This is a genomic window from Escherichia sp. TW14182, assembly GCF_000208525.1.
GTDB lineage: Bacteria > Pseudomonadota > Gammaproteobacteria > Enterobacterales > Enterobacteriaceae > Escherichia > Escherichia ruysiae.
In genome coordinates this window covers 1-4,144 of record NZ_AEJZ01000043.1, presented here as the reverse complement: position 1 = coordinate 4,144, position 4,144 = coordinate 1, and the positions used below count along the sequence as shown (strand labels likewise).

The 4,144-nt window shown below is 52.2% G+C and carries 4 protein-coding genes; 3 read left to right on the top strand and 1 reads right to left on the bottom strand.

Annotation, left to right across the window (positions count from 1 at the left end; translation table 11 throughout):
• The first annotated feature begins 61 nt into the window (after nucleotides 1-61).
• From EQY_RS0104320 to EQY_RS0104310, 3 genes are all read left to right on the top strand, one after another.
• Nucleotides 62-700 (top strand): DUF1190 domain-containing protein, encoded by a 639-nt coding sequence (locus EQY_RS0104320; RefSeq protein WP_000101662.1) that lies wholly within the window; start codon nucleotides 62-64, stop codon nucleotides 698-700.
• A 2-nt stretch (nucleotides 701-702) separates the two neighbouring features.
• Nucleotides 703-1,866: a glutathionylspermidine synthase family protein gene (locus tag EQY_RS0104315; RefSeq protein ID WP_000943936.1), complete on the top strand. Its 1,164-nt coding sequence runs from the start codon at nucleotides 703-705 to the stop codon at nucleotides 1,864-1,866.
• A gap of 83 nt (nucleotides 1,867-1,949) precedes the next feature.
• Nucleotides 1,950-3,575, top strand: a complete 1,626-nt coding sequence (locus EQY_RS0104310) for an isovaleryl-CoA dehydrogenase (protein ID WP_024212398.1) — start codon at nucleotides 1,950-1,952, stop codon at nucleotides 3,573-3,575.
• Between the two features lie 104 nt (nucleotides 3,576-3,679).
• Here the strand turns inward: EQY_RS0104310 and yjfN are convergent, their stop codons facing one another.
• The gene (gene yjfN / locus EQY_RS0104305; RefSeq protein ID WP_010348195.1) at nucleotides 3,680-3,955 is read right to left on the bottom strand and encodes a DUF1471 family protease activator YjfN; all 276 of its coding nucleotides are present in this window, start codon (nucleotides 3,953-3,955) and stop codon (nucleotides 3,680-3,682) included.
• Nucleotides 3,956-4,144 lie beyond the last annotated feature (189 nt).

Genomic DNA, 4,144 nt, shown 5'->3' with positions numbered 1-4,144 from the left:
ACCCGCCGCGCTGGCTGGCGGTATTTTTAACGCAGCTTGTATGACATGGTAATGGACGATCATGGCCAGAAAACGCAAATCAAGAAATAACAGTAAAATTGGTCACGGAGCGATCAGTCGCATTGGTAGACCGAATAATCCTTTTGAACCGCGTCGCAATCGCTACGCACAAAAATACTTAACGTTGGCGCTAATGGGCGGTGCCGCTTTTTTCGTATTGAAAGGTTGTGCCGATAGCGGCGATGTCGATAACGACGGCGACGGAACGTTTTACTCGACTGTGCAGGATTGTATTGATGACGGTAATAATTCAGATATCTGTGCGCATGGCTGGAACAACGCCAAAGCGGCGTTTTATGCCGATGTTCCGAAGAATATGACTCAGCAGAATTGTCAGTCTAAGTATGAAAATTGTTACTACGACAACGTTGAACAGAGTTGGATCCCGGTAATATCTGGATTTTTATTAAGCCGGGTTATTCGTAAAGATCGCGATGAGCAGTTTGTTTATAACAGCGGCGGTTCCTCTTTTGCTTCGCGCCCCGTCTGGCGCAACACTTCCGGTGATTACTCCTGGCGCTCCGGTTCTGGCAAAAAAGAGTCTTACTCCTCGGGCAGCTTTACCACCAGAAAAGCCTCAACGGTTTCGCGCGGCGGCTATGGTCGCTCCTCCAGCGCCCGTGGGCATTGGGGAGGCTAATCATGCTGAGACATAACGTCCCTGTGCGGCAGGATCTTGACCAGATCGCCGCCGACAACGGTTTCGACTTTCATATCATCGATAATGAGATCTATTGGGATGAGAGTCGAGCCTATCGCTTTACTCTGCGCCAGATTGAAGAGCAGATCGAAAAACCAACCGCAGAGTTACATCAGATGTGCCTTGAGGTGGTGGATCGTGCGGTTAAAGATGAACAGATCCTGACGCAACTGGCGATCCCGCCGTTGTACTGGGATGTGATTGCTGAAAGCTGGCGGGCGCGCGATCCTTCGCTGTATGGTCGGATGGATTTTGCCTGGTGTGGTAATGCGCCGGTGAAGCTGCTTGAGTACAACGCCGATACGCCGACTTCGTTGTATGAGTCGGCATATTTCCAGTGGCTATGGCTGGAGGATGCGCGGCGCAGCGGCGTTATTCCACGTGACGCCGATCAGTACAATGCCATTCAGGAACGCCTCATCTCGCGCTTTAGTGAACTTTACAGTCGGGAGCCGTTTTATTTTTGCTGCTGTCAGGACACCGATGAAGACAGGAGTACCGTGCTGTACTTGCAGGACTGCGCCCAGCAGGCAGGGCAGGAGTCGCGGTTTATCTACATTGAAGATCTTGGCCTGGGCGTCGGCGGCGTGCTGACCGATCTTGATGATAACGTCATCCAGCGTGCATTTAAGCTGTATCCGCTGGAGTGGATGATGCGTGACGATAACGGTCCTCTGCTGCGCAAGCGCCGTGAGCAATGGGTGGAGCCGCTATGGAAAAGCATATTGAGCAATAAAGGGTTAATGCCGTTGCTTTGGCGCTTCTTCCCTGGTCATCCTAACCTTCTTGCATCCTGGTTTGAGGGCGAAAAACCGCAGATTGCCGCTGGCGAAAGCTATGTGCGTAAACCGATCTACTCGCGCGAAGGCGGCAACGTCACCATTTTCAACGGTCAGAATGATGTCGTTGACCATGCTGATGGTGATTACGCCGATGAACCGATGATCTACCAGGCATTTCAACCGCTGCCGCGTTTTGGCGATAGCTACACGCTGATTGGTAGCTGGATTGTCGATGATGAAGCGTGCGGAATGGGTATTCGCGAAGATAACACGCTGATCACTAAAGACACTTCGCGTTTTGTTCCGCATTACATTGCGGGTTAAGAATGTTTTAGCAATCTCTTTCTGTCAGGAATCCGTGGCAGTGACCATACTAATGGTGACTGCCATTGATGGAGGGAGACACAGTGCACTGGCAAACTCACACCGTTTTCAATCAACCTATACCATTAAATAACAGCAACTTATACCTGTCTGATGGCGCGCTCTGTGAAGCGGTAACGCGTGAAGGTGCTGGCTGGGATAGCGATTTTCTTGCCAGTATTGGTCAGCAGTTAGGAACGGCTGAATCCCTTGAACTGGGGCGGCTGGCAAATGTGAATCCGCCTGAATTGTTGCGCTATGACGCGCAGGGGCGCCGTCTGGACGATGTGCGTTTTCATCCTGCATGGCACCTGCTGATGCAGGCGCTATGTACTAATCGGGTACACAATCTGGCCTGGGAAGAAGACGCTCGCTCCGGCGCATTTGTGGCGCGGGCGGCGCGTTTCATGTTACATGCGCAGGTTGAGGCTGGGTCGTTATGCCCGATAACGATGACCTTTGCCGCCACGCCATTGTTGTTACAGATGCTACCCGCGCCGTTTCAGGACTGGACCACGCCACTGTTGAGCGATCGCTACGATTCCCACTTATTGCCAGGCGGGCAAAAACGCGGTTTGTTGATTGGCATGGGCATGACGGAAAAGCAGGGCGGCTCTGATGTTATGAGCAATACCACACGGGCAGAGCGTCTGGAAGATGGCTCTTATCGGCTGGTGGGGCATAAATGGTTTTTCTCGGTGCCGCAAAGCGATGCGCATCTGGTGCTGGCGCAGACCACGGGCGGTCTGTCCTGCTTTTTTGTGCCGCGATTTTTGCCTGACGGGCAACGCAATGCGATTCGCCTCGAGCGGCTGAAAGATAAGCTGGGTAATCGCTCTAACGCCAGTTGCGAAGTGGAGTTTCAGGACGCCATTGGCTGGTTGTTGGGGCAGGAAGGAGAAGGTATTCGCCTGATCCTGAAAATGGGCGGGATGACGCGTTTTGATTGCGCCCTGGGTAGCCATGCCATGATGCGCCGTGCATTCTCGCTGGCGATTTATCATGCACATCAACGCCATGTTTTTGGTAATCCATTGATCCAACAGCCTCTGATGCGTCATGTCTTAAGTCGTATGGCGCTTCAGCTTGAAGGGCAAACGGCATTGCTGTTTCGTCTGGCGCGGGCGTGGGATCGACGCGCCGATGCCAAAGAAGCCCTGTGGGCGCGCTTATTCACCCCAACGGCGAAGTTTGTGATTTGCAAAAGTGGTATTCCGTTTGTGGCTGAAGCGATGGAAGTGCTGGGCGGAATTGGCTATTGCGAGGAGAGCGAGCTGCCGCGTCTTTATCGGGAGATGCCGGTAAACAGTATTTGGGAAGGTTCTGGCAACATCATGTGTCTGGATGTGCTGCGCGTTCTCAATAAGCAGGCGGGCGTATACGACTTACTGTCGGAAGCGTTTATGGAAGTGAAAGGGCAAGATCGTTATTTTGATCGTGCGGTTCGTCGATTACAGCAGCAACTGCGCAAACCTACTGAAGAGCTTGGGCGAGAGATCACTCATCAGCTATTCCTGCTGGGTTGCGGCGCACAAATGTTGAAATATGCTTCACCGCCAATGGCACAGGCGTGGTGTCAGATAATGTTAGATACGCGCGGTGGCGTGCGGGTGTCAGAGCAGATCCAGAATGATTTATTACTGCGGGCGACGGGAGGCGTGTTTTTGTAAGCGAGTACGCCTGATACGACGCTGGCGCGTCTTATCTTAGGATCTGTAGGCCGGATAAGGCGCAGGCGCCGCATCCGGCATTGTTTATTCGATGTTGATGACATTCATGCATACAGTATCGCCTGTACGCGCCAGTTATCGGGCTGCTGGTCTTCGTACATGGTAATAATGCGATACCATGATGCCCCCTGTTCATCGGCCTTTAACGCCACGATACGTTCCACGTCCTGCGGATCCCCTGAAATATTGTTAACCGAGATCTGACCTATTTCATTCAGGCCCGTCACGCAGTCAGCACTGGCGAATTCTGCAGACTGTGCCGTGGCGCTCGCAGGATAAGTCACTAATTGTAGCGAGGGTGAGGCAAGTAATTGTTTCATCGTCAGCTCCATTTTTCGTTTCCCCACATGATGCAGGGCATTCCATCGCGGTAATAAACGCCCGAGCTTCCAGCCGGTAATTTATTGTGCACAGGTAAACGCATAGGGACGCAAAGCAATGTAAAGCTGGCTATGTAAGTTGTCTGATTTATTTACGGTATATACTCGTCATACTTCAAGTTGCATGTG